Genomic DNA, 26,606 nt, shown 5'->3' with positions numbered 1-26,606 from the left:
TCCTTCCTTAAATCTTCACTTTTCTCTGCTAACTGGCCAAATAAACTGTAATAATCCTTGAGAAACAATTTCTTTGGCATGAATGCCAAAGAATTCTTTTATTCCTTTAATTTTTCACTTTATTTTTTGCCTAAAATCGATACGCTCCGCTACATAATCCTTAACTCCTATCCCAAAATAGATTACTAAAGCTTAAATGGATTAAATAATCTGAACAATTCCAGAAATGACTTTTGTGGTTTCTTGAGCAAATTTAATCTTCTCATTTGAGTAAGTTTAATCTGGTTCCCAATTCCTTTATCAGTCCTGAACTGCTTCTTGTTATCAGTTTTTAGACTTTTAGAATAATAGCTTTCGATAGGGTTATTTGTCGCTGGCGCTCCTGGAAGATAATGGAACAAAGTAAGATTTAACCAGTGTTTATTGATCATCCATAATCGTTTTTGAATCGTTTGATCGTATGTTCTTATATTTTCCATTAATTTATCGAAGTTATGTTTTGCTTTTTCAAGACTATTAAGTGGAAGATTTTCCTTTTTTCGTCTTCTTTCAAGCTTTAATTTACGTCTAAACTGGTTAAATTCCTTTTTTGCTTTTTTACTCCATTCTTGATGTTTTTCTTCATTATTAATTACGTTGAGTTCTTCAGATTGAAGTTCTTCCAAAAATTTAATTTCATTCTCTCGATTGTAAAATATATTCAATAACCTGTACTTCAATAGTTCCTGTTCAATGGTTGTATTTTTTGGAAAATCACTAACTATAAGCTTGTTTAAGTGCATCAAACAATATTGATGCACTAACTTATCTCCAAAAATTTCCTTTAATATATCAGGGTATCTCTTATCAAAATCCGTAACGATAAACACAGGTTCTGATGCATCAAGATTTTTCCGTAGAAATTCCTTGATTGTTTCTGGACTCTTATCATCAAAAAGGTCATCTGCTATTGTTGTTTGAGTTTTTGCGTCCAGTAAGGTTAAACGGTATTTCTGACAGCGTCCTTCTTTTGGATGTTGTTCGTCATAGTGTACCATATGTATATTTTCTGAAAATGGAACAGTTTCCTGTTCCATTTCTTTGTAGAATGCTCTTAAAATAGTGCTTCTTGATCTTGGATAGATGAAGTCCATTATATCAGAGATTCCTTCATATGAAACGTTATGGTATCTGAGTAACTTGAAGAAATCATTGAATGAATCATAAAGTAAAGCTTTCAGATCTTCCCAAAAGCTATGATCTTCTTCGTGTGTACTACCACAATTTGAGCATTTATATCGACCAATGATGATTTCTCCAAGACCTTGTTTGGTATGGGGATTATAGCCATTATGAACCATTGGAGTACTACAAATAGAACAGGCTGGAGGAATTTTTCTACGAAAAATTCCTTGTGTAGTGTATTCGTAATCGTTTCCAAAACAACCAAAAACGTCTAAAAGAGCAGGGAGCTCCGAAAAGTTATTAAGAGTAAGGTTTATAGTTACCATTATTTGTGCCGTAACATCATTACATAATTATAGAATTATAATTTTGTGTAGTGATGTTACATTTACTTTTATCACTAGATTTTGGAACTGAGTCCTTTTTAATGTTATTAAATATTGTTTTCACGTTTATTTATCTGCAGTCCGGGGTGTTTGGAATAAATATTAGTAAAAAAATTTTCATAATAACACTTTTAATTTTTGCCGTTCTGATTACATCATTTGCGCTTACTTACAATATGCAACTTTCAAATTTTTTAACTCTTGAAGAGGCAGATACATTAAATGATGTTGAAAGGTTACAGAACGCAATTTACACCCAACAGGGGTATCTCGACAACATGGTTCAGGACTGGGCATGCTGGGACGATACCTACCGTTTCATTGAGGACAGGAATCAGGAATATATAAACGTGAACCTTCAGAACGAGACGCTTGCCGGAGTCAAAGTAAATATCATGCTTTTTATTAATGAGACAGGTTCGCTTGTATACGCAAAATCGATAAACTTCAGCACGGTGGAAGAGAAACCGGTACCTGAAGAGCTGCTCAAACTTGTCGAAAGCGGACAGCTTTCAATAAAATCAGAGGATGATGTTATCCGCGGTTATGTTTTGCTTGATGAAGCCCCAATGTTTATTTCCTGCCATCCGATCCTTACAACAAAATATGAAGGACCTGTTAAAGGTACGCTGGTCTTCGGGAAGTATTTCGACGATGACGTTCTCAGTTCCGAAGAAAATACTGACTCCTCTATTTCGATTTTAAGGGTTGATGAGGATTTGCCTCCTGATTTTCAAGGAAAATTTCAACAATTTACAGAGGCCCCGGACAGCACCATTGTAGAACCCCTCAGTAAGGAGGTTATAGCAGGCTATTTTGGGCTAATGGATATCTCGGGTAAATCCGCTGTTATTATCAGAACTGATTTCCCAAGGATCCTGTACCTGAACAACGAAAATACTCTGAATTACATGTATTTTTTCCTTTTGCTAACCGGGCTTGTTACAGGGGTGGGGGTTAAGTTTGCTCTTGATAATTTCTTCGTTTCAAGACTGATTGATATTGATAATTTTGTTACAAAAGTCAGATCGGAGAAAGACCTTTCCAGAAGGCTGCCTCTCGAAGGCAATGATGAGCTGTACCGCCTCTCCAGGGAAATAAATGGGATGTTAAGTGAAATAGAGCTTGCAGAACAGGAGTTAAAATCACAGGAGAGGGAAAAGAAAGTCCTTCTGGATTCTTTAAATGAACTGGCTATTTTTGTGGACCCCGATTTTAAAATTATCTGGGCAAACAAAGCTGCCCTGGAACACATGAAAATTGACCTTGAAAAAGCAAAAGGAATGTGCGTTAAAACTACCCCGGATATAAATGGATCCCTTTTCGGGCATATGCAGCTTGAAAAGATTTTTAATTCAGGGAATAAAGAGTCAGGGGAGTTTTCCCTGGAGAACGGAACTTACTGGTTTGTTCAGGCTATTCCGGTAACCGACGACAGTGGAAAGATCATAGGCATTCTGGGCACTTTCAGGGACATTACTGAAAGAAAGGCAATCGAAAAACTTCTCCAGGAAAAACAGGTAGCAGAAATTGCGAACCGTACCAAAAGCGAGTTTCTGGCAAATATGAGCCACGAACTGAGGACTCCACTTAACTCGATTATAGGATTCTCGGACCTTTTATGTGACCAGATTTACGGGAAATTGAATGAAAAGCAGCTAAAGTATACAAACAATATCTCAAAGAGCGGAAAACATCTTCTCAACCTGATAAATGACATTCTTGACCTTTCCAAGGTAGAAGCCGGAAAGATGGAACTTGATTACAGGGAGTTTGAGCTCGCCGACAGGCTGAATTCGGTAAAAAGCCTTCTTTCCCCTATTGCAGCCCGCAAAAATATAAAAATTGAAATCAATGTGAATAAGGACCTTACAACTATCTGTGCCGATGAAGCACGTTTTGTCCAGATTATGTATAATCTTGTGGATAACGCCATAAAGTTCTCTTTTGAAAATAATCCTGTAAGGATTGAGGCGAGAAGAAAAGGAGAGTTCTTAGAAACAACAGTGACGGACATTGGAATCGGGATAAAACCCGAAGACCAGCATAAGCTTTTCCAGCCCTTCAGCCAGGTTGCTGCTTTTTCCTCAAAGAAATTCCAGGGTACGGGACTTGGCCTTTCTTTAGTTAAGCAGATAGTAAACCTGCATGGCGGTTATGTCTGGTTCAGGAGCAAACCAGGCGAGGGAAGTACCTTTGCATTTGCTATTCCTATTGATGGTAATAAAAAAGACTAAGAAGGCAGGGTCAGATAAGAAAAAACAAAACGGATAATTAATTTTTACTTATGCCACTGGATCTTATCAATGGTTCCCTGCACGTTTAAAGGACAAAATAGTATTTAAGGAGTCGAAATGTTACCGGATGCGTCTGGCAGAGGATAATATTTTTAAATATATTGTAAAAATATATTTAAAAATTACGTTTTTAGCATTCAGGACCCTTATATAATGCAAAAATAGGGACACAAATCAGTAAAACTCGAAATAATGCCTTTTAATGATTTAAATATAATATAACTTTTTAACCTGCTACAATTTTCCAGAATAAAAGATTAGTATTATATAATTCCAGAAAATAAGTTCTATTAGTCCTTAAAAAATAAGTTCTATTAGTCCTTAAAAAATAAGTTCTATTAGTTCTTAAATATCTAAATTTCAGAATTCTATACGATTTATTTTTTATATTTCCGGTTCAGGGGGAAGTAACAGGTGTGGGTAAATAAATTATCTATCTTCTTAGTGGCTATTACCTTTCTTACGATTGTGTTTTGTATTCCTGCATCCGGCAGGGAAATTACGGTAGATGATAATGGTTCAGCGGATTACATATTAATTCAGGAAGCAGTAAATAGTTCATCTTCAGGAGACACAATTATTGTTTATCCGGGTTTCTATAATGAGAGTTTGGATATATTGATAGATAATATAAGTGTCCTTTCTGAATCTGAACATCCGGAAGATACTACTGTAAGGGCTTTTAACATAAGCGCAAATAACACTACTGTTAACGGACTCAGGATAAGTGAACAGTTAAGATTACGGGGTCATAAAAGTGACTTCTGGTATGATAATATTGCAAATTGTACCGTTAAGAATAACATCCTGGAATCGGGAATTGTAGCTGGAAGTGGAAGGTGTTACAACTCCAGTATTGAAAAAAATGTGATTTTAAATTCAGGTATCCATGTGTATGATATTGATGAACCTTCTGATTTTTTAATCTCTGACAATCTGGTCGTTAATGGAGATATCACTGCTTCTCATGTATATTCTAATTGTATTTTATTAAATAATTCACTCCTGAATGGTGGTATAGGAGTGTCTGAATGCTACGGATGTAATATTCTCAACAATTATATTTCAAATGGAACTCTTAGTGGTTATGGAATTGTCTTTACAGAATCTTCCAATGAGGTTGAAAATAATACTATTGTAAATTGCACTTATGGCATCTTTCTGGGCTGGCTCACGGGAAATAACGAATTTTACAATAATACCCTGACTTCCAATGGCTACGGAATCTATGCTGGAGAGTCAGGGGGTAATGTATTTTCAAATAATACAATTTCAAAAAACAATATAGGAATATCATTCGAAGGTCATCCTTCCGATAATCTGATAACCGGTAACAGAATCGAGCTAAATAGGCAATATGGAATCTATGTAAAACTGATTCCCTATGGGGTCCATGAAGAGCCATATAATGGAACCCTCCAGATTTATAATAATATATTTAATAATGATATCTGTTTCTTTAACGATACAGGCAACTATACAGACAACTATTATGCTGTAATACCAGTAAATAATGGAGTCAGAGCAAATTTTATTGAACTGAATACCACAAAAACCACGGATCCTAATATTTTAGGTAGACATTGCCTTGGCGGCAATTTCTGGGCAAAGCCTGATGGAACCGGTTTTTCTCAAAACTGTAACGACTGGAACGGGGATGGAATCGGTGACTCCGTATACACGGTCAATGCGTATGATATTGATTATCTTCCTCTTGTCTCCATATCCGAGCAGGATCAACCAGTATTCCCTGTTGCAGATTTCAGTTCCAATGCAACTGACGGTTACGTACCTTTTTCTGTCCTGTTTACGGACGACTCACAAAATTCAACATCCGGGGTCTGGGATTTCGATAATGACGGAGTCATTGACTCCACGGATAAAACCGCTGTTTATGTATACCCGGTATCCGGTGCCTATACTGTCAATCTGACCGTAAACAACGCAAACGGGACTTCCTCGAAACTATATCCAATCACAGCATCCGATAGGCCTCAATATACTCTCACGGAGGCTCAGATCACAGCAAACAAATCCAATCAGACGAGCCCTGCCATTTACGGGGATAATATAGTATTTTTTGATGACCTGGGTGGGCATTATAATATTTACGTATACAATCTCTCTACTTCCAGGGAATCTCAGATTACTTTTAATGATACCTACTATAATACAGCTACTGGACCTGCAATCTATGGCGATAGGGTAGTGTGGCAGGAATATAGGAGTACCATTCCCGGTGTCTGGGATAAAGCCGATATACACATGTATAATCTTTCCACGTCAACAGAAATTCAGATTACTGACAGCGGACAGGCTTTCTGTCCTGATATTTACGGAGACAGGATAGTCTGGACAGATATTCGCAACGGAAAAGCAGATATTTACATATATGATCTTTCCACATCAAAAGAAACCCGGATAACCACAAACGAATCTTATCAGGGTGATCCTTCCATCTATGGAGATAAAGTAGTGTGGCAGGATTCTCGCAATGGAGATGGCCATAACCCTACCGATATATACATGTACGATCTCTCTACTTCCAGGGAAATCCAGATCACTGATGATGATTCGGATCAGTATTCTCCTGATATATACGGAGACAGAATTGTGTGGGCAGATTGGCGCAATAGAGGCTGGGATATTTATATGTACAATATTTCAACTTCCAGGGAAACTCGAATCACAATTGACAAAGGGTCCCAGGAGTATCCTGCCATCTATGGTGATAAAATAGCATGGGTCGATAGCCGGAATAATAATCCTGATATTTACATATATGATCTTTCCACTCATGTGGAAACCCGGATTACTTCAAACAACTCAGCGCAATTAAACCCTGCAATTTATGGCGATAGGATAGTCTGGACGGATTGTCGCAACGAATACAAACAGAATGATCATTTATATGTAACAAATAAGGACATTTACATGTGTACAGTTTCAGAAGCGGAACCTTCACTGAAAGCACCTGTTGCTGACTTTTCTGCAAATACCACTTCAGGAAACTCGCCCTTAAAAGTATTATTCGCCGACAGAAGTACGGGAGAACCTGTTTACTGGTTATGGGATTTCGGAGACGGTATTTATTCCAGACACGCCCTGAATGCAACTCACACGTTTACCAAACCCGGAAAGTATGACGTAAGCCTTACAGTAACAAATGAAAACAGCAGCAACACAAAGACCATACCTGAATATATTACGGTTTCCGCAGAAAACCACATCTAAATAAAATTAAAAGTAAAAACAGAGCGAAAAAGAAAAATATTGAACAGGGTTTAACCTGAGTTTCGTTTGATTCCGGCAAGCAGAAAAAAGGTTTTTGCGCTTTCCGGTATTTTTCCAGTAGAAGCTCGATCAATGTACTTTTACACTTTCTACCTCATTTAACCGAGCTTTTTTCGTCCCCAATTCGCTATTCATTTTAATACCTTGCCGCTCCGGCTTTTTTCGATTTGGGACCTTTATTTGGCCTGAAAGCCCGCTCCGGGCACTTCTTGGAATCGGTTTTCCCGCGTACTTCAAATCCAAGGCTGAAACATTCGCCTTTTATCTCATCAATAGCCGTATAAAATCTGCAGTCTTGGCATGTAGGCATTAGGATTACTACCTCCAGATATGTGAAGGCTATCTGGATCTTGAACTCCAGATATATTTTCCGGATACAACCTTTAAGTTAAAATATCTGCCTTTGAACAAAGGTGAAGGATGTATCCCATAAATAATGTGTATATGTGAATAAAATGTTTTTGGTAGGCAATAAAGCAGACAGGCGGCGGGTTAAAGACATTTTCTGGAAAAAATGCTGCTTTCGGGAATTTTCACAAAAGAAATGTTTAATACTGTTTCGGTGATAGACATTTTACCTCAAATTGCTGCCTCAATTTTTTACTTCAACTCTCTTACCTCGAATGTTTTCCCTCAACTTCTCACCTCAATTTTCTTATCTCAAATTTTTTACCTCAAATTTTTTCCTCTATTTTTTCTTCAACTCTCTTACTTCAATTTTTATCTCAATTTTCTTATCTCAACTCTTTTACCCTCAAATCTCCTCGTCCTCTTCAAACTCTATATTAAGGACAGGAAGATCTCTTATCTTTCCTTTCCTGTCATAGCAGGTCCAGCTTTGCCTGCTGTAAGGTTTGCCCACTATGATATGGCAGTTTCCTGTTTTCGAAAAGAGATGAAGGTCGGCTTCAGAGGGACTCCTGTTGTGCCCGGGATGGCTGTGGACAGAACCTGTTGCTTTCATGTTTGGCATCATGTAAAGCCTTAGAACTGCGCTTGTATCACTTGATTCAGTTCCGGGAAGGATAAGCACCTCGGTAATTATTCCGTCCTTTTCCTGCAAAAGTCCGGCAAACTCTTCGGGAGCCATTGACCTGCTGGCTTCAAGGATAAAATCAAGGGTATCACGGGCAATTCCTTTTACCTGCATGCAGGTTAATTTCTCCTTCAAAGGTATATCTTTTTCTGGAAAGAAATTAAGCTTCTGAATTCTTACCACTGGATTTATTATTGTCTGTATAGATTATTACACAGAAAGATATCTGTCAAATCATGTTTAAAATCAGGTTTCAAAACCATATTTTTATATCATGTATTAAAATCATGTATTAAAATCAGGTTTTAAAATCAGGTTTCGGAGTCTAAAAGTCCTGAATGAAGTCTGTTATATCTGCAGGGGGTTATTAAAATTAGAGATATTCGTTTGGTTTCAGACCCTGATGGAGGTCTGAATGAAAAGACTGAGAAAAACTCTGAATATAATTCACAAAAAGCCTCCGGGCAGGGAACTGAAAAGGATATTGAACCAGATGATGGCACACATGCTTCACTTTATCAGGAATCGCTTGCAATGCACAGGAGACTTGGAGGTGTACTTGAAGTTGCAAGCAAAGTCCGCCTCCGTACAATTCATGACCTCGGCGTTGCTTATACTCCCGGAGTTGCCGAACCCTGCCGGAAAATCAGGGAAAACCGGGACCTTGCTTACCTTTATACCCTCAAGAAAAATACAGTTGCTGTGGTGACTGACGGGTCAGCTGTACTCGGGCTTGGGAACATTGGCCCTTATGCGGCTCTACCTATTATGGAAGGAAAAGCTATAATCTTTAAAGAATTTGCCGGAATAGACGCTTTTCCTATCTGCCTGGGCACTCAGGACACAGAAGAGGTTATAAAAGCTGTAAAAAACATGGCTCCGGCATTTGGAGGGATCAATCTTGAAGACATCAGTGCCCCCCGCTGTTTTGAAATCGAAGCAAGGCTCAGGGAAGAGCTTGAAATCCCTGTTCTCCATGACGATCAGCACGGTACAGCCATTGTCGTATTTGCCGGGCTCCTTAATGCCCTTAAAATTGTAAAAAAGGATCTGGCAGAACTAAAAATAGTAATCTCAGGGCTCGGGGCTGCCGGGGTTGCAATTTTAAAGTTCCTTGTCCGGGCGGGAGCAAATCCTGCAAAAATCCTTGCCTGCGACAGCCAGGGAATTGTGTATGAAGGCAGGGAAAAGGGCATGAACACTATCAAGGACGAAATCTCCAGGATTACGAACCCTGAGAGGTTAAAAGGAGAGCTCAAAGAAGTTTTTCCGGGGGCTGACCTGTTTATAGGGGTCTCGGTTGGAGGGATAGTAACCGGGAGCATGGTCCGCTCCATGGCTAAAGATGCAATAGTGATGGCTATGGCAAACCCTGTTCCTGAGATCATGCCCGAGGCTGCAAAAAGGGCTGGGGCAAGAATTGTTGCTACAGGCAGGTCGGATTTCCCAAATCAGCTGAACAACTGCCTGAGTTTCCCTGGAATCTTTAAAGGAGCTCTCGGAACCTGTGCAAGGAAGATAACCCCTGAAATGGAAATGGCAGCAGCCCATGCCCTTGCAAATGTTGTGACTTCAGGCGAGCTTTCGGAAGACCATATAATCCCTGACCCTCTTGACAAACACGTGGTCCCTGCAGTTGCAAAAGCGGTTGCATCCGCTTCCCTTGAAAGCTGTGCGGCAAGAAAAAGACTCGAAGAGACTTTCTGAACCAACCTTATCCTCTGAGTCTCCGGACCAATCTTCAGGATTATTGTTTCAAAACCGATTTTAACCTAAATTACATATTTTCTCTGTCAAATATCCGGAGGGGATAATAGTGAACTGCACCAATCTAAAACAGGGCCAGATTCTTGTCTGCGAAAAATGCGGGCTCGAACTTGAAGTGGTCAATCAGTGCGGAGACGGACACTGCTCCATGGGCTGTAAGGGTGATATTGACTGCTGCGGAGAGCCCATGAAACTGAAAGAATAATCAGAATTTAAATGAGTAAGCAGAAATCTTTGACCTGAACCTCCCACATCTTTTACGGCTTGATTGATGGTCTGCCCATCAGGAATAATCTATGCTGAGCTTTGACCAGCAGGCCGGCCTGAATAACGGCGTGTAGATTCTCCTTTCATAAGTGAAGTATAAATACAACTGATGCATTATATTTAATGGGTTGTGGGGAGCAATCGTATGTGAAAATCTCTCTATGTTGGACAAAACCTCTTTCATAATCCCCCACACCCGGAATCACTTCTCTGGAAATCATTCCCCGGGCTGACCTCCTGTCCAGAGGTTTTTTGTGAATTTGTACCTGTTTTATTCCAATCCACCCATGCCCAAAATATAATTGTGGACCTAAAGCAGCATTAAAGTGTTGGGAAAAATGAAATGGAACTTAATCTGTCCTGTTTTTTTGCAGTTCTTCCAGTATTTTCTTCTGCGTCGCAGCAATCTCTTTTAATGATGCATTGATCTCTGCCAATATCTCCGCAGTATTCTGTGTCACGCCGGCTTTCCGGGTTTCCTCAAGGCATGTGTCAATTTCCTCAAGTTCTTCTCTCTGCAGTTCCATCAGGACATTTCCCAGTACGCCAAACTCTCTACTCTTATCGGCACTGTCTGCCGTTTTATCTTCGCAGTGCATGACTGTAACATTGCCGCAAAATATAAATAAATTATTTTTTGAGCCCTGCAGAGATGTACGAATATCAGTTAAATATCAGTTTTTAGGGGCTGAAATTTATTTGCAGTCACGGTTGATATGTCAAAATGAATTAATTGTATGCGGTAGTATTAATGGGTAAAAATGAGTGAAAAAATGAAGATTCGTTCCTGAGTTCAAAACCCGGAGAAAGCGGAGAAAAAATGAGCGAAATTAAGAGAAAGTTTGATGCTGTTTCAGGAAAGTATGATGAACAGAGAAGGAAGTTTATACCGTGCTTCGATGATTTTTATGGAGTATCCGTGTCCATAGCATCGGTGGATACGGAAAACCCTGATATACTGGACCTGGGCGCTGGAACTGGACTTTTATCGGCATTTTTGATGGAAAAATATCCTGAGGCAACGTTTACCCTCGTTGACATGTCGGAAAAAATGCTTGAAATTGCAAAAAACAGGTTCAGGGGCAATTTAAAAGTAAAATATATTGAAGCAGATTATTCAAAATACGATTTCGAAGAAAAATATGATATGGTAGTTTCAGCCTTATCCATCCACCATCTTGAAGATGAGGATAAAAAAGAGCTTTACAAAAGAAGCTATTCCATTCTTAAAGAAAGCGGGATTTTTATTAATGCGGATCTGGTACACGGAGAAACTGCTTTCATAGAAAACCTGAATAAGACAATCTGGAGACAGTATGTCGAAAATAGCGGCCTGACAGAAGAGGAAATAGCTGCTGGCTATGAAAGGTCAAAGCTTGATAAAGATATAGAAATGAATCAGCAGCTTAACTGGCTTAAAGAAGCAGGTTTCCGTGATGTGAGCTGTATTTACAAATATTACCAGTTTGCAGTGATGTTCGGGAGAAAAACTGTGTAAACAGAGGATTATAATTAGTATCGCTTCAGCGTTAAAATGTCGTATATAACCGTTTACAAACGATTCAAAATCGTATAATACTGAAGATGGTTAAAACTTGGGAATCTTGGTCTGGGAGTCAGTTTAAAATTATAAAAATTTTCAAGTCATAATGTCAGGGATTAAGTTTTAGGGTTAAAGGATTAAAGAAAAAACATTTGTTTCTCACATGTTAATCTTCTTTCAGGGTCTTTTTAAGCGCTTCGACTTTCTTTTTCAGCACATCGATTTATTTTGCCAGCGATCTGGTAATTGCTTATACTTCCTTCGTTTTTTTAATGTTAATTGTTTTTTAGATAACAGGTTAAGGACCTCTTAAAATAATTCATTAAATAACTTCATTTTGTAAGGTTGATATGGTTTAAGTTCGGGTCTTACGAAATTAGATTGAATTTTGACATATTCATAATTATCATATATTCATAAACAACTTCATACTTATAAGTGTAATTTGATAACCCCTTAACCTCATAAAACAAAAACTTTATATTCAAATTCTACGTACTTCTTCCCACAGCATTGTACATAGATGAACATCATATTCCCGCAGCGAAAGCGGTGGAAGAATTCCTTAAAATCTTTTTCGAATTCTCAAACAGTTTTATCATATCATTTGGGAATTCAGGTTTGTATTCAACCTCATTTTATTTCTTTTGAGGTCTGTCTAAATTATACATTTCATTAAATATTACCCACAATCCGAGATGAGCTTATTTGACTGAAAAAAAACTGTTAATGGGTAATGAAGCCATTGCATTTGGAGCTATAGAAGCAGGAGTCCAGGTAGTTACAGGGTATCCCGGCACACCCTCGACCGAAGCTCTGGAAACGATTGCCCGGCACGCCGAAAAATGCGGGGTCTATGCCGAGTGGTCGAGCAACGAAAAAGTTGCACTGGAAACGGCTGCAGGGGCGGCTTACTCCGGAGCAAAGGCTCTTGTGACAATGAAGCAGGTTGGTTTGAATGTTGCATCCGATCCCCTTATGAGCCTGACCTATATCGGAGTAAAAGGTGCTCTTGTCCTGCTTGTCGCAGACGACCCGGGACCCCATTCTTCCCAGACCGAACAGGACACAAGGTCTTTCGGGCATTTTGCAAATATACCCGTCCTTGACCCTGCAAGTCCTCAGGAAGCTTACGAGCTTACAAAGCTGGCTTTCGAAATTTCACACCAGTTTGAAGTCCCCGTCATCCTCAGGACCACAACAAGGGTTTCCCACAGCAGTGGGGATGTTGAACTTTTAAATTCCGAACCTTCCCCTGTTGAAGCTTTCTGTGAAGGTTTTACAAAGGACAGGCGCTGGACGATATTTCCAAGGCTCACTGCAGAGCGTCACCCCTGGCTTGAAAATGTGCAGGTACAGCTTTCGGACCTCTTTTCTGAGCTTAAGTACAATTCCGTTTCCGGAAGCGGGAAAATAGGGATCATGGCTTCAGGGGTTTCAGCCCTCTATGTAAAGGAAGCTGTAAAGGGTTTTGAAGAGCTTTTCACTCTCTTCCGGGTCGGGACAGTTTATCCTTTTCCTGAAAAGGCAGCCCTTTCTTTCTTAAAGGGGATCGAAAAACTGATAGTGGTCGAAGAACTTGACCCTTACCTTGAAGAACAGGCACTCCAGCTCATAGGAAGGGCTCATCTGCCTGCTGATGTTTACGGAAAAAAGAACGGCTTTTTCCCGGTGAGCGGAGAGTATAACGTTGATATTATCATTGACTGCATAAACAAAGTGCTTGCAGAACTTGGGGAAACTTCTCGACTATCCCATTCTGCCCCTGCAATTCCCAGAAGTGGGCTCCCGCCTCTGCCAGTCCGGGCTCCAACCCTCTGTGCCGGCTGCATGCACAGGACTGTTTTTTATGCTTTCAAGCAGGCTTCAAAGCAGCTTAAAAAGGATTTTCAGGTCGAGACTATTTTTTCCGGGGATATCGGCTGCTATACCCTCGGAAACGCACACCCTCTCAATATGGTTGACACCTGCCTCTGCATGGGGGCGGGCATGAGCATCGCAGGAGGCCTTTCCCGTGCGAATCCCGGGGTTAAGCAGGTGGCTTTCATAGGGGACTCGACCTTTTTCCATTCAGGCATCCCGGCTGTGATAAATGCGGTTTACAATGGATCCGATGTTACCCTTGCAGTCCTTGACAACCGCACGACTGCCATGACAGGACACCAGACTCATCCGGGAATCGGAGTTACCGTACTTGGAAGCCCGTCAAAAGCCGTTGACATCTCCGATGTGATACGGAGCTGTGGGGTTGAACTTGTAAGGTCCGTGGACATAGACAGCCTGGAAAATAGCCTTGAAGGCTGCATTGAGGCAGCAAAAGAAGCCGTGGAATTTAAAGGTCCTTCCGCAGTCGTGTTTAAAGGAAAATGCGTGGGGATTACAAAACCCGTAATACGCTTCGAAATTGATACTGAAAGCTGTACAGGCTGCGGGCTCTGTGTAAAGCAGCTCGGCTGCCCTGCTCTTTTCCTTCCTGCGGGAGAAGAAAAGCCTGTCATCCAGGACAGCTGCAGCGGCTGCGGGCTCTGTGCACAGGTCTGTCCTTCAGGAGCCATAATAGAAACCGGGGTGAAGAAATGAAGGACGAAGGAACAATCTCTGAAAGAACTGCGGAAGGGACAAAAAGACCTGCAGGAATGAAATACGATATCCTTATTGCAGGGGTCGGAGGGCAGGGGGTTGTGCTTGCTTCCCGAATTCTTGCACTTTCTGCAATGAAAGCCGGGTTCCGTGTGAGTACTGCCGAAACCATAGGCATGTCCCAGAGGGAGGGTTCTGTGAGCAGCCATGTCAGGATAGGAGACGAGATTTCAGGTTCCCTTATCCCGGAAGGGAAGGCAGACCTGCTCATAGGGCTTGAACCCGCAGAAACCATAAGGAATCTCCCGTTCCTGAAAGAAGGCGGAAAAATAATAGTAAACTCTCATGCCATACCACCTGCATCAAAGCCTCCCGGAAGCCCTGAATATAATCCCGGGGCTCTGCTGTCTTACCTGAAAACAGGGTTTCCTGATTTCTTCTGCCTGGATTTCACGAGGCTTGCAGAAGAAGCAGGGACATACAGAGCTGCCAATGTTGCAATGATTGGAGCGGCTGCGGGTATGGGCATATTACCTTTTTCAAAAGAAATCGTCCTGGCATTAATGGAAGCTGAAATTCCTGAAAAACACAGGGCTGTAAACAGGGCTGCTTTTGAAGAAGCTGTCAAAAAAATCAAGCTAATCTCCACGTCTCAGGACGGGAAACAGAAGGTGAAATCAAATGTATGAAGCAACCCTGGAGTCTGAACTCGATCCTGATGTCCAGCTCTACAATCCCAAACTCTCGGAAGAAGATACTCTTGCAAAACTGAAGGACCTGCTTAAACGTGTAGTTCAGGGCAGCCCGTTTTACCAGAAGAAATTCAGGGAAGCAAACGTGGACATAGAAAAAATAAAGTCTCTCGAAGACCTGAAACTCCTTCCTTTTACTCATAAAGAAGAACTGAGGGATGCATACCCTCTTGGTCTGCAGGCAGTGCCTGACTCTGCGGTTGTCAGGATCCATTCTTCTTCTGGAACTACAGGCAAGCCTGTCATTATTCCCTATACCCGAAACGATGTTGATACCTGGGCAGAGCTTATGATGCGTTGCTATATGCTGGCAGGGCTTACCAACCAGGACAGGATCCAGATAACTCCTGGGTACGGGCTCTGGACTGCAGGGATAGGGTTCCAGCTCGGAGCCGAACGCCTCGGAGCGATGGCGATCCCCACAGGTCCCGGAAATACTGAAAAACAGCTTGAGATGCTTGTGGATCTGAAGACCACGGCTCTTGCAAGCACTTCTTCGTATGCTCTTTTGCTTGCCGAGGAGATCGAAAAACGCGGCTTAAAGGACCGGATCCATCTCCGAACAGGTGTTATCGGATCGGAACGCTGGAGCGAAAAGATGCGCAGCAGAATCGAAAACGAACTTGGAATCGAGACCTTTGACATCTACGGGCTGACAGAAATCTATGGTCCCGGAATTGCCCTTGACTGCTCTTACCATGAAGGTATGCATTACTGGTCTGACAACCTGCTTTTTGAGATCATCGACCCTATAACCGGCGAGCAGCTTCCTGACGGCACCCTTGGAGAACTTGTTATCACCACGCTTACTAAAGAAGGCGCTCCCCTGATCCGCTACAGGACAAGAGATCTGACGCGCATAATCCCGGGGCTATGCAAATGTGGCTGCCCTTTCCCCAGAATAGACAGGATTCTCGGAAGGTCTGATGACCGCATAAAATTCAAGGCTGTAAATATCTATCCCGGACAGATTGAGGATATCATCCAGAAAGTTCCCGGGGTGAGCAGTGAGTACCAGATCCTCCTTACCCGTAAAGACGGCAGGGACAGCATGACTTTCAGGGTTGAAATCGAAGGGGCAGAAGACCCTGCAAAGAAAGCAAAAACTGAAAAAGCCCTTGGAAAAGCGTTCAAGGATTTTATCGGAGTAACTGTGGATATCATGGGCGTGAAGCTTGGGGAGCTTCCAAGAAGCATGAAAAAGACAAAAAGAGTGATTGATGAAAGGGAGCTTTAAATTCCTTTCACCATTTAGCTTTTCTTACTTTATTTCTCTCTTAACATTCCTTTATCTATAGAACTCCTTTATCTTTAACATTCCTTTATCTATAGAATTTCTTTATCTATAGAATTCCTTTATTTTTGACATTCATCTATGGAATTCTTTTATCTTTGACATTTCTTTATCCTTAACTTGTTTTTTAGCGATTTTTATGGCTTCTTTTTTATTCATTCTACTATCTTATTTTTTATTTCCCTGTTTTGTACCCTGTATGATTGCCTGAATATCAACTCATGATCGACTCGTAATACTTTCCAGTTACTCTAGCCTTTTATTGAGCTGCTGGCGAGTTTTTTCTCGCCGGTTTCAGTTAGCCTGTTCTCCCGAGACCTTTTTGGCTTCTTCTGCCGGGGAAGGTTTTTTAGAGATCTTTTCATTTTCAATATCTGTTTTGTACACAATGGTCCTGTAAGGATAGGGAATTTCAATGCCTTCATCGTCAAAACGCTTTTTGATTGCTTCCCTGATTTCGCACCCCGCACCGTATGCGTCACTCCTGTCCTTAAACCACATATTCACGCGAAGATTAATTGCAGAATCTCCAAACTCTGTCACGTATACTTTAACCTGCCCTCTTTCCCTGAAATCCGGGTCTACAGCATGGAGTACGGACGGGTTCATGAGCCCGTTTGCAAAAGTCTCGGATTTAAGTAAACCGGGTTTCACAACGCTGTACTCCAGGATCTGGGGAGTCATAACCTTGGGATGCTTTCTGGCTTCTTCGACCATTATTTTCTTTGCCAGGCTGATGTCCGAGTCATAGCTGATCCCTACATCTAATGGCCAGATAACTGCAGGGTCTTCTATTGTCCAGTTAACTATTGCCTCGCTGCTGATTACTGAATTGGGGATGATAAGGCGCCTGTTATCCCATGTTAGAATTACAGTATGTCTGAGGTTAATGTCCGTAACCTTTCCGAATTCGTTCATAATAGTTAGCCTGTCTCCGACCCTGAAAGGTTGGAATAGAGCAAGGGCAATCCCTGCAATAATATTGCTCAGAGTGTTCTGGGCTGCAAAACCGATTACTATTCCAGCGAGCCCGGCACCTGATAACATCGCTATCGAGAGACTGCGCAGGCTTGGGATATGGAATATTACAACAACCAGTCCTATAAAATAGACTGCTGCAACCACTATGTGTCTGAACATCCTGAAAGTTGTGATATCAATATGCAGTCGGCTGCTTGCTCTCTCATAATATCTCGTCAAAAAGTTGTTTATGGTTCTTGCGGCAAGGATGGTTGCCATTCCTATAAAAATAACGAATAACATCGTATCCAGGTTTTCCGAGAACCATGTGAATGTATTCTGCAGTACTCTGTCTAAATAGGATATATTTTCTGCAATAGAATCAGGGGTTTCTATCGCATCCAGGGTACTGTTATTTAATGTATCCAGGGTTTCAAGGGTTTCCATGCCCTCAACCTTTGGCAGGATGACTTAAATAAATATTGATTTCAAAATATCTAAACTGTAAGAATGTAAATAAGTTTTGTAATGGGAATTAACAGAGATAAGTAAACTAAAAAGATAAGTTAATAAAATATGTTAAAAAACAAATTAAAAAGGTAATTTAATAAAACAGGTTGAAAACAAATCAAAAAATTTAAATTAATAAAATTAGTCCCAAAATAAATTAAAAAAGTAGTTTTAATATAAGTTAAAAATAATTAAAAAAGAAATTTCCAGGGTGGAAATCTCTTTCTTTCCTTTTTATGAATTCTTATATCCATTTATTTTCTATGCTGCTGTTTTCAGGCAGCCCCCTTATGCATACAAATTTTCCTGTCTTATAAAGACCCAGTAACCCTCATAGGGTTCAACTTCAAATTCATCTGCGCCAAGCTGGTTCTCGCCTATTGTCCCGTTAAGGCCATTATAGCCTACGTACTGGTAATAACCTGTGGTATTATTGCCAGGTACCCACGGTCCCACGATTTTTGCATACGAGTTATTAAGGGCTATGAATGCAGCTTCTGCAGGCACCGTTTCATTTACCGGTGAACCAAGAGCGTTCCAGCCAGGATATACCTGCAAACTCGGAGGAGCTTCAATCTGTTTCTTCTCCACTGAAGAGAACTGTTCCGAAGCATTGAACCCGGTTTCAGCGGGAACGTTGATCCAGTATCCTTTTAGAGGTTCAATTTCCGTGACTTCTTCGAAGAGTTTGGTTGAAGCGTTATAATATATCAGGGAGGTGTAGTTCACATCCGAAAGAAGATACTCAACGCTTGTGTTGTTGGCTTCGAAAGGAACCGAGAAGAAATACCAGTCCCCGGTCAGATTGTCCGCGGTCTGGTTTCCATCAGTCTGATTTCCATCCATCTGGCCACCGTCTATCTGATCTCCGTCTGTCTGGTTACCATCCATCTGGCCTCCATCTGTCTGGTTATCATCTATCTGGCCGCCGTCGGTCTGATTGTCCGCGGGAATTTCGCCGTCTGGTGGAATAAGCACCTCATCAATTATGCAGATGACCCCATTGTTCACAACTATTATCTGGGTGACACTTACGTTTTGTATTGTGATATTATTCCCTATGGCATTGACCTGAAGCACATTGCCCTGGATATTGGTGATATTATTCATTCCGATAAGCTGCTCGTACGTGTATCTTCCGCTCACTACATGGTATGAAAGTACCTGGTTGAGCAGAGTGGTATTGTTCATAAGCTGATTGCGTGTCCCTTCTGGCAGCTTATTGAATGCTTCATCACTCGGGATACAGACGGTATAGGGTCCTGTCCCGTCAAGGGTCTGTGTCAGGTTTGCGGTCTGTACTGCGTCTACAAATACTGTCAGGTTCGTCTGGTTCTGTGCTGCAGGGATGATATTTGCGTTTGCTCTCAGTTCGGAAACATTAATGTTTGCCACATAGCTTGCATTTTCTACTGCTGCTTCTCCGCCCTCTTCAATTGTGTACCAGAAGCTGAGGTTGTCTCCTGCACTCACATTATTCATTCCGAAGTCTTCTTCAGCAGGCTCCCCGTTAATATAAAGGAACCATTCTTCTCCGGTTGTGTTATTATTCCTTATGCCCTCTATGCTCTGGAGTGTAAACGGTACAGCAGTCATGTTTGCTGCATTCCCTGTCATGTTTTGCATTAACGACACGTTAAAGTCGAGTCCTGCTGCATTGAGAACCCCGATATCCGTAAAGTTATTTATTGCATAGCTCTCTGTGGAGTTTTCCGGCATGAGTGTGAAGTTCCCTTCAGTCAGGCTCACTGTGTCGTTATACTGTTCTGTTACATTTTGTCCGGGTTCTGGCTCAGGTTCCATTCCTTCTTCCGGAATAAGGACTGCATCTATTACGTGGATTACTCCATTGCTGGCATTTACGTCCTGCACTATAATTTCTGCTTCCCCTACGAATACCCCTTCTTCAGTCACATTGACAGGCAGTTCCTCGCCCTGAAGGGTTGTAATGTTGGTCAGGTTGACAACATCTTCTGCCATCAGCCTCTCACCTGCAACGTGGTAGAGGAGAATATTGGTCAGTGCATCCGTGTCGTTCAGGAGAGCCTCGATAGTTCCATTGGGCAGTGCACTGAAGGCTTCATCTGTAGGGGCAAAGACCGTGAAAGGACCTTCCCCTTTAAGGGTATCTGTGAGGTTTGCAGCCTCAATCGCTGTCAGGAGGATTGAAAAGTTTCCAGCCTCAGTGGCAGTTTCAATTATATCGTTTTCTTCAGCTGGCTCCTCTAATTCTTCTATGGCAACCGTAATGTTTGCCAGATAGGTCGCATTATCCAGCGCAGCTACTCCGTTTTCTTCATCTGTGTACCAGAAGCTGAGATTGGTACCATTACTTACGGGGTTCATTCCGAAGTCTTCTCCAGCCTGTGTTCCGTTTATGTAAACAAACCAGCTTTCTCCGGTTTCGTTATTGTTTCTTATACCCTCTATGCCCTCAAGTACGGACATATTGGTCATATTGGTCAGGTTCACACCATGTACGGACACATTATACTGAAGCCCGGTTGCATTGAGAGCTCCTATATCTGTGAAATTGTCAACTGTATAGTTCTGCGTACTATTTTCCGGAATAAAGGTGAAATTTCCTTCAGTCAGGTTCACAGTATCGTTATATAATACGGTCAGGTTCTGTGCAGGCAGGGGTTCCATTTCCTCTTCCATAGCAACCGTAATGTTCACCACATAGGTTGCGTTTTCTATTGCCGCTTCCCCGCTCTCTTCAGTTGTGTACCAGAAGCTGAGGTTATCTCCATCACTTACGTTATTCATTCCGAAATCTTCTTCAGCCGGCTCTCCGTTGATGTAGATAAGCCACATCTCTCCGGTAGTATTGTTATTTGTTATGTTTTCTATGCCCTCAAGTGCAAAAGATACGTTTGCCGTATTGTCTGCGGTCGCGTTGCTCATATTTCCGTTCATGCCTGCCATGTTCCCGTTTTCATCATCGGTAATATTCCCGTTCATATCTCCGATCATGTTCCCGTTTTCATCATCGGTAATATTCCCGTTCATATCTCCGTTTTCATTCCCGGTCATATTACCTGTCATATTTTCTGGCAGGTCCCGCATTACGGATACGTTGAATTCGAGCCCTGTTGCATTGAGAGCTCCGAAATCGGTTAAGTTATCTATCGTATAAGTCTCGGTGTCATTTTCTGGTGTAAATGTAAAGTTCCCTTGAGTAAGATTTACCGTGCTATTATAAAGTTCAATAGTCGTTGTTCCGTCTTCCTGTGCCGAACCGGGACAGGTAGCTACACTCAATAAGAACAAAATGATTAAAACATAGGCTAAACTGGCCAAACCTGATTTAATCCTGATTCCCCCTATTTTATCCCTTCAGCAGACCTGAAATCTATTTTTTAGATCCAAACTCCTTTCCAGTCTAGCTGAAATTTTATTTTGTGTGAATAGGTATGATTTCCAATTCTATATATCATACAGAGAGTATTTGTATCTTCTTATTAATATTATTTTATGAGGAATAAAGTAGTTTTTATAAAATTTATTCCAAATCTTATAATTATAGGGGTCCTGTAATTCGCTACCTGATTATCTATTTTTTATCCGGGTTTCCTGAGTAAAACCCGAGTTTCTTTCCGTAAATAAGCTTAAAAGCCTCTGGATAACCTTTCTGGCCCTTTTCAGAAGCCAGACAATGTTTTTATCTCTGTAAAAAAATAAATTTGAAAAAAAGGCCCTGAAATATATCTAATAATTATTATCTTTTACTTGTCTCTAAAAAATAGTCTGCTAAAGTAGAAAATAAGCATCTTTAGGATCAATTTAATACTTATTTTATATATAATTTCATTATAAATAACACATCTTTCAGCATTATATTTGTAGATGATAACAGTAAATATTCGATTCCGGAGATGCTTTACCCCAAACAAAGTAATCTTAGCCGGACTGTTAAATTCAAAAAAGAAATTTTTAATTAACTGTCAAATTCAAAAGAGAACATTTTTATTAAAAATGAAAGGAAGAAATTACTTCCTTTCTTTTGCGTAAGCGACGATTGCGTCTTTAACCCCGTATTTGAATGCTACCACGATAGCAATTCCCCATGCAAGCGGCCCGAAGAAGACATACAGAATACCTGTGTCTATCATCATCGTGTCCAGGGCGACCAGAACCAGAATGAGGAGCAGGAAGCCTCTGAGTAGAGGGAGAATTACATCCGCACCTTCCACTTCCATGCCTTTGACAGCACCGCTCAGGTAGTCCATGACTATATCTATGGACAGGACCCCTACCATCAGGATAATGATGGCTACGATGACGCGTGGCAAATACTGGGTGATATCTATCAGCAGGTCGGTTATCATGGTCAGCTGAAGGATATCAGATGCAGCCGTGAGGAATATCAGGTACCCGAATATCCTGACTATTCCAGCTATGATCCCTGAAATTGTCATTCCGCCGGATCTGACTGAAGCTCCGATAGTGGTCTGTTCAAATTTCTCTTCGATCCCGGTTGATATGAGTACTTTCTGGAGCAGATCACAGATGAAATCCACAATCAACAGCCCTATAAGAAGGACAATGAGAGCAGAGATCACAAGCGGGACATAGTATATTATGAGGTCTACAAAGTTGTTGACTACTTCAATATTCAGAAGGTCCAGGATGATTATGGCGAAAACTATGTAGACAAACCATCGGATGACTGCATCAAAAAAGCCAACAGTACTCATCTGCCCTCTTCTTAGCATGCCACCTACTATTGTCCTGTCGACAAGGTCATCAAGTCCTATTTTGTCCAGCACCGTCGCTCCTATCCTTCCAAGAGCTTTCCCCAATATTGTCCCAATTATAATAAGAAGAATTATTGCTACCAATGTCGGAATAAAGGCTATAAACTGATCCAGCATATTGTATAAACTACTTGTTACTTCCGTTTGAACCATACAACTACCCCTCGATCTGGTTTTGAAGCTATGATCTTTCCAAATTCCCCTGTTTTTGTAAGATCAATTTTTACATTTCCCGTTATATTCTATTTAATGGATAATAGATATATTTATCTATAAGATCTTAAAAACTCATTTATATATTAAAAATCGGGTTATAGTTAATATTGTCAAATGTCTCCAAATATCGCTTTTTATCTGTCTAAGGTTATGCACAGGCTTAAATCAATAAAACTCTATTACTGAAGTATCTAATTTTATTTCAAAGTGAGGCAGAGCCTTGAAACCGAGTACTCCCGGAAGAAAACAATCAAATGTCGGTCTCGCCCCCGGAACTCTCGTCCATGTCGGGGAAAAAAAGGCAGAAAAAACCGTTATTAAAGCCTGGTTATACAACAGTGAAAAACTTATCGAAAAGGAGCTTCAAACCGTAGATGAGTGTCAGGAACTTAAAGGTCAGCCCGGCATGAACCTGTGGATAAACGTAGATGGGCTGGACCAGATAGGAATTATAGAAAAACTGGGAGGTTACTTTGGGGTTCACCCTCTCACTCTTGAGGATGTATTGAACACCGGACAGCGCCCAAAAATGGAGGATTACGATTCTTATATTTATGCTGTTCTTAAAATGATGCTCCTCGATGAAGAAAGAGAAGAGATTCTTATTGACCAGGTAAGCATTATCTTTGGCACCAACTACATTCTTTCTTTTCAGGAAAGGGAAGGAGACGCTTTTAACCCCATCCGCGACAGGTTAAAAAACTCTGCCTCGCGCCTGAGAAAGAACGGAGTGGACCTTCTTGCATACAGCCTTATAGATGCTGTGGTTGATAACTATTTTTTGATCCTTGAACATTTCGGGGAAGAAATAGAGGACCTCGAAGAACAGCTTATAGTTGACCCCATGCCTGAAACCCTGAAAGCGATCCAGAAGTATAAGAGAGATATGATCACACTCCGCAGGTCAGTCTGGCCTCTCAGGGAGTTAATAAATAGCCTTCAGAGGACGGAGTCCCAGCTTATAAAGGAGAGTACGCAGATTTACCTTCGGGATGTATACGACCACACAATTCAGGTTATTGATTCCATAGAAGCCTTCAGGGATATCCTGTCTTCAATGGTAGATGTCTACCTCTCGAGCCTGAGCCATAGAATGAATGACATTATGAAAGTCCTGACGATAATCGCCACGATCTTTATCCCTCTTACTTTTATTGCAGGAGTATATGGCATGAACTTCGAATACATGCCCGAACTCAAATGGCGATGGGGTTACCCTGCAGTAATGTTTGCGATGACGATACTTGGGATAAGCATGTTTCTCTACTTTAAGAAAAGAAGGTGGGTATAAAGCCCGAATTTCGCCTTACTCTAACTGCATCTTATCCGGACTGCACCATGTCCGCATTGCGTCTTTTCCAAACTACGTCTTTTCCAAACTACGTCTTTTTCAAACTACGTCTTTTCCAAATTACGTCTTTTCCAAACTACGTCAGTCCGATTTCCGTCTCGTCCGAGTCCCTTCTCGCCCGAGTCCCTTCTCGCCCGAGTCCCGTCTCGGGAGGACGGGGTCCTTTTCGCTCTCTTTGCTCGCTCAAGAGGACTGATTTTTGATTATTTCACTGGATTTCTCAGGTGGATTGCTTTATAGTTCTCTTTTGAATTGATTTTTGGAGGACTGCTTTATAGTTCTCTTTTGAATTGGTTTTCCGGAGGGCTGCTTTATAAGTTATAACTTGAACTGATCTCAAAGAACTGTTTAAATATATTATTGTAGATTGCTGGCGAGTTAGATTTTGCGGTATTTATGATGTTAATCCTGAAGCTGGTTGTCAGGTGTTATTTTTTCTGAAATGGTGGGCAGGAATTCACGGTACAGCAAAAGAGGCGGGAATGGGTTTCTCCGGGAATTCCAGGTGATTGATTACTATTAAGCATCTTTTTCTACAAACCTATATATTTATTTGAAGTAATTTTTTTATAATAGTTTGGATGTAATATTATTAAAAATTATTGAAATGTGTTTCTTGCTGGAATAGTTGAATAACATGTACGGTTACTACGACCCCCCTTTTTCCGTAGAAAAGGACGGAATTTCCATTTCTTTAGATAAAACTGGAGATAGATGGGTATACAGGAGGACTTCTGGAAAAGATGAAGTGGAAAAGCTCGTTCTTGGAGACCGGAAGCGCATTATTATAAATCCTGTAGAGCCTCTGAATACACCTAAAGAAATTACTCCGAATCTGCTGATCGAATTTGAAAAAACAGTGCTTCTTGCAGGCGGGGAGAAAAGGCAGATATTTTTGACTTTTCCGGTTGAAATAGGTGTTTTTATCTCCGACATCGGTGATAAGAACCCTCAACTTATAGATGTTCTCAGCCTGTCAAGACAGAAATTTACCCTTTACGGGGAAGTGTCCAATGGAGTTGTCTGCAAACACTGGAAAAGCAGATTATACTCGGTCTCCCCTGACCTGAATCCTCTTCAGGAAGGGGTTATGGAGCTTACCCTGAGGAATGCTTCTTCTGAATGGGCTTCAATTTCAAAAGCGGTTTTCAGTGCATACGGGATGAAACTATACTATGACGGGGACGTCTTCATGAAAGCCCGTATGGAAATCCTCAACAGGAACACGGCTGAAACAGGTTTCGATATGCAGCCCGTTAACGGAGAGATGAAAGGTTATCTTGTGAAAGACCAGAAAATCAGGAAAGAGGCTTTCGGAGTTTACAGCCTCAGGAAGCTCGGCTTTGTGCCTCTTAAGTTTTATATGGGGTGGGGATTTTGATTCTTCCTGATATTAATCTCCCTGCGATTCTTCCTGATCTCAACCTCCTTGACAATGTGCTGTACACAACCTCAAAAAGTCAGGTTACTCCCGGAGATCTTATAAAATTTGTAATCGTCCTTACATTTTCGATAATCTTTCTCAGGGTTATTATAATTTACCTGCGAAGGACTCTTAAGGACCACGTCAGCAAGGATGTGGGCGAGCCCATACTCAAACTTCTTTATTACGGTTCTCTTGTTGTTATTTTTATCTCGATACTGCCTTTGATAGGGATTGATCCCTCAGGTCTCCTGCTTGCAGGAGGAGTTGCGGGTATAGTGCTTGGTTTTGCAAGTCAGAACATTGTCGGAAACCTGGTTTCAGGCTGTTTTCTTATGTTTGAAAGGCCCATAAAAATAGGAGACCAGGTGGATGTTAACGGGATAGCCGGCTATGTCACGGATATACGCATAATCTCAACCCTGATAAGGACATATGACGGCCTTCTTGTTCGAATCCCAAATCAGCAGGTGTTCACTACAAATATTACGAATATTGTGGGGCACCCTGTAAGAAGGTTTGAATATACGATCAGGATCCGCTACAGTGATGATGCCGGTGCTGCAATATGGCTGATCAAGGATCTCATAGATAAGGAGCCCTTTGCCCTTCTGAGCCCTTCTCCATCGGTTTTTGTAAACGAGCTGGGAGACAGCTCGGTCAATATCGTGGTGAGAATCTGGGCACCCGTAAGTGAATGGTTCGGGCTGAAGACCAGGCTCCTGTGGAATATCAAAAAAACCCTTGAAGAAAACGGGATAGAAATCCCCTACCCGCAGAGGGTGCTTCATATTAAATCCGAAACTGAAAAAAAACCTCAGCTTGCTGAAGAGCCGAATATAAACAGGCTTGAAGCGACCGAGCCTGTATTGAATTTTGAAGAAAGGGTATTGAATTAAGCCTGAGATCGACCTGCAATATGAAAGGAAGGGATGGCTAAGAAAAAAGAAGAGAAAAGAAGAGAAAAGAAAAAAATAGAAAAAGGGCTTGAAACAGAAAAAATAAA

At 41.2% G+C, this 26,606-nt stretch carries 18 protein-coding genes; 11 read left to right on the top strand and 7 right to left on the bottom strand.

The features are described from left to right. Nucleotides 1–185: 185 nt before the first annotated feature. Complete coding sequence (locus MSMAS_RS11125) at nt 186–1,490, bottom strand: ISNCY family transposase (protein WP_011032831.1); 1,305 nt, start codon at nt 1,488–1,490, stop codon at nt 186–188. A 101-nt stretch (nt 1,491–1,591) separates the two neighbouring features. Here MSMAS_RS11125 and MSMAS_RS11120 point away from each other — a divergent pair, with 101 nt between their 5' ends. Further along, nucleotides 1,592–3,787: a CHASE4 domain-containing protein gene (locus MSMAS_RS11120; RefSeq protein ID WP_048046561.1), complete on the top strand. Its 2,196-nt coding sequence runs from the start codon at nt 1,592–1,594 to the stop codon at nt 3,785–3,787. 474 nt (nt 3,788–4,261) lie between these two features. Then, nucleotides 4,262–7,081: a PKD domain-containing protein gene (locus MSMAS_RS11115; protein ID WP_048046560.1), complete on the top strand. Its 2,820-nt coding sequence runs from the start codon at nt 4,262–4,264 to the stop codon at nt 7,079–7,081. Between the two features lie 196 nt (nt 7,082–7,277). On the opposite strand, the gene MSMAS_RS19265 is transcribed toward MSMAS_RS11115, so the two are convergent. Both MSMAS_RS19265 and MSMAS_RS11110 read right to left on the bottom strand, forming a co-directional pair. Beyond that, on the bottom strand, nt 7,278–7,451 hold the full coding sequence (locus tag MSMAS_RS19265; RefSeq protein ID WP_015412686.1) for a hypothetical protein: 174 nt from the start codon (nt 7,449–7,451) through the stop codon (nt 7,278–7,280). A 444-nt stretch (nt 7,452–7,895) separates the two neighbouring features. After that, complete coding sequence (locus MSMAS_RS11110; RefSeq protein ID WP_015412687.1) at nt 7,896–8,291, bottom strand: Mov34/MPN/PAD-1 family protein; 396 nt, start codon at nt 8,289–8,291, stop codon at nt 7,896–7,898. A gap of 273 nt (nt 8,292–8,564) precedes the next feature. Here MSMAS_RS11110 and MSMAS_RS11105 point away from each other — a divergent pair, with 273 nt between their 5' ends. Together MSMAS_RS11105 and MSMAS_RS19260 are read left to right on the top strand one after the other, a co-directional pair. Beyond that, nucleotides 8,565–9,884 carry an NAD(P)-dependent malic enzyme gene (locus tag MSMAS_RS11105; protein ID WP_011034544.1) on the top strand — a complete coding sequence of 440 codons (1,320 nt, stop codon included), beginning with the start codon at nt 8,565–8,567 and terminating at the stop codon, nt 9,882–9,884. 109 nt (nt 9,885–9,993) lie between these two features. Then, complete coding sequence (locus MSMAS_RS19260; protein WP_015412688.1) at nt 9,994–10,149, top strand: hypothetical protein; 156 nt, start codon at nt 9,994–9,996, stop codon at nt 10,147–10,149. Nucleotides 10,150–10,561: 412 nt separating this feature from the next. Here the strand turns inward: MSMAS_RS19260 and MSMAS_RS11100 are convergent, their stop codons facing one another. Further along, nucleotides 10,562–10,810, bottom strand: coding sequence for a hypothetical protein (locus tag MSMAS_RS11100; protein WP_015412689.1), 249 nt, complete (start codon nt 10,808–10,810; stop codon nt 10,562–10,564). Nucleotides 10,811–11,031: 221 nt separating this feature from the next. On the opposite strand from MSMAS_RS11100, the gene MSMAS_RS11095 reads away from it, so the two are divergent. The 4 genes from MSMAS_RS11095 (at nt 11,032) to MSMAS_RS11080 (ending at nt 16,323) form a co-directional block, all read left to right on the top strand. Further along, entirely contained in the window at nt 11,032–11,709 is a 678-nt protein-coding gene (locus tag MSMAS_RS11095) for a class I SAM-dependent methyltransferase (protein ID WP_011034545.1), read from the top strand. A gap of 753 nt (nt 11,710–12,462) precedes the next feature. Next, nucleotides 12,463–14,334, top strand: a complete 1,872-nt coding sequence (iorA, locus tag MSMAS_RS11090) for an indolepyruvate ferredoxin oxidoreductase subunit alpha (RefSeq protein ID WP_011034546.1) — start codon at nt 12,463–12,465, stop codon at nt 14,332–14,334. Beyond that, nucleotides 14,331–15,023, top strand: coding sequence for an indolepyruvate oxidoreductase subunit beta (locus MSMAS_RS11085; protein ID WP_011034547.1), 693 nt, complete (start codon nt 14,331–14,333; stop codon nt 15,021–15,023). The genes iorA and MSMAS_RS11085 overlap by 4 nt, the downstream gene beginning before the upstream one ends. Beyond that, nucleotides 15,016–16,323 (top strand): phenylacetate--CoA ligase family protein, encoded by a 1,308-nt coding sequence (locus MSMAS_RS11080; protein WP_048037711.1) that lies wholly within the window; start codon nt 15,016–15,018, stop codon nt 16,321–16,323. Before MSMAS_RS11085 ends, MSMAS_RS11080 begins: the two co-directional genes overlap by 8 nt. Nucleotides 16,324–16,674: 351 nt before the next feature. Here MSMAS_RS11080 and MSMAS_RS11075 read toward each other — a convergent pair whose 3' ends face one another. From MSMAS_RS11075 to MSMAS_RS11065, 3 genes are all read right to left on the bottom strand, one after another. Further along, nucleotides 16,675–17,787: a mechanosensitive ion channel family protein gene (locus MSMAS_RS11075; RefSeq protein WP_048037713.1), complete on the bottom strand. Its 1,113-nt coding sequence runs from the start codon at nt 17,785–17,787 to the stop codon at nt 16,675–16,677. Nucleotides 17,788–18,138: 351 nt separating this feature from the next. Then, complete coding sequence (locus tag MSMAS_RS11070; RefSeq protein WP_375294164.1) at nt 18,139–21,114, bottom strand: fasciclin domain-containing protein; 2,976 nt, start codon at nt 21,112–21,114, stop codon at nt 18,139–18,141. 728 nt (nt 21,115–21,842) lie between these two features. Beyond that, nucleotides 21,843–22,763: a mechanosensitive ion channel family protein gene (locus MSMAS_RS11065; RefSeq protein ID WP_011034551.1), complete on the bottom strand. Its 921-nt coding sequence runs from the start codon at nt 22,761–22,763 to the stop codon at nt 21,843–21,845. A gap of 283 nt (nt 22,764–23,046) precedes the next feature. Here MSMAS_RS11065 and corA point away from each other — a divergent pair, with 283 nt between their 5' ends. The 3 genes from corA (at nt 23,047) to MSMAS_RS11050 (ending at nt 26,499) form a co-directional block, all read left to right on the top strand. Further along, entirely contained in the window at nt 23,047–24,117 is a 1,071-nt protein-coding gene (corA, locus tag MSMAS_RS11060; protein ID WP_011034552.1) for a magnesium/cobalt transporter CorA, read from the top strand. Nucleotides 24,118–24,814: 697 nt separating this feature from the next. Further along, on the top strand, nt 24,815–25,558 hold the full coding sequence (locus MSMAS_RS11055; protein WP_011034553.1) for a DUF432 domain-containing protein: 744 nt from the start codon (nt 24,815–24,817) through the stop codon (nt 25,556–25,558). Then, nucleotides 25,555–26,499, top strand: a complete 945-nt coding sequence (locus tag MSMAS_RS11050) for a mechanosensitive ion channel family protein (RefSeq protein WP_011034554.1) — start codon at nt 25,555–25,557, stop codon at nt 26,497–26,499. The genes MSMAS_RS11055 and MSMAS_RS11050 overlap by 4 nt, the downstream gene beginning before the upstream one ends. The last annotated feature ends 107 nt before the right edge of the window (nt 26,500–26,606 follow it).

It is taken from the genome of Methanosarcina mazei S-6 (assembly GCF_000970205.1).
In the GTDB taxonomy this organism is placed as follows: Archaea; Halobacteriota; Methanosarcinia; order Methanosarcinales; family Methanosarcinaceae; genus Methanosarcina; species Methanosarcina mazei.
The sequence above is the reverse complement of the archived record's forward strand: the minus strand, read 5'-3'. Positions and strand labels throughout refer to the sequence as shown.